The sequence below is a fragment of the Streptomyces chisholmiae genome (assembly GCF_031845445.1).
Lineage (GTDB): Bacteria > Actinomycetota > Actinomycetes > Streptomycetales > Streptomycetaceae > Streptomyces > Streptomyces chisholmiae.
Genome location: NZ_JAVREO010000073.1, coordinates 1 through 591, shown reverse-complemented (window position 1 = coordinate 591; position 591 = coordinate 1). Strand labels below are relative to the sequence as shown.

Sequence of the window (591 nt, the reverse complement as noted above, 5' to 3'; positions counted from 1 at the left end):
GTGCCCGATCTGCTCGACCGGGACCTCTTTGAGCCTTCCGATCACGGTCATCGGATCGATGGGTATGTGGATCGCCGCCGCGAAGAGCTGGGTCTTGGTGCCGAAGTAGTGATGCACCAGGGCGGCGTCCACCCCGGCGTCGGCCGCGATGGCACGGATCGAGGTCTTGTCGATGCCGTTGCGGGAGAACAACTCCCGCGCACTGGCCAGGATGCGCTCGCGCCTGTCCGACGGACCGGCGGGGCGGCCGGGGCGTTTGCGTTCTCGTTCGGAATCGATGTCGGTACTCACGGCTTCCTAGGGTGTTCGGCGGCGCAGGGTGGCCGCGGCCAGACAGAGCGCCAATACAGCAAATCCCACCACGATCGCGATGTCACGGGCCGCGACGGCGGTCAGCTCGGGATGTGCGCCGACCTGCTGCAATGCTTCCAGGGCATAGCTGGCCGGCAGCACGTTGCTGATCCATTGCAGCCATTCCGGCAGAGCGGCGCGCGGCACGATGATGCCGCACAACAGCAGCTGCGGTGCGATCACCACGGGCATGAACTGGACGGCCTGGAACTCGGTGCGGGCGAACGCGCTGCACAACAG

Annotated in this window: 2 protein-coding genes; both read right to left on the bottom strand. The window is 66.5% G+C overall.

What is annotated here, in order from left to right:
• Positions 1-291, bottom strand: a 291-nt coding sequence (locus tag RM844_RS32110) for a TetR/AcrR family transcriptional regulator (protein WP_311670979.1), incomplete at its 3' end; no start/stop codon positions are given.
• Positions 292-297: 6 nt separating this feature from the next.
• On the bottom strand, positions 298-591 hold a 294-nt coding region (locus RM844_RS32105; protein WP_311670978.1), incomplete at its 5' end, for an ABC transporter permease.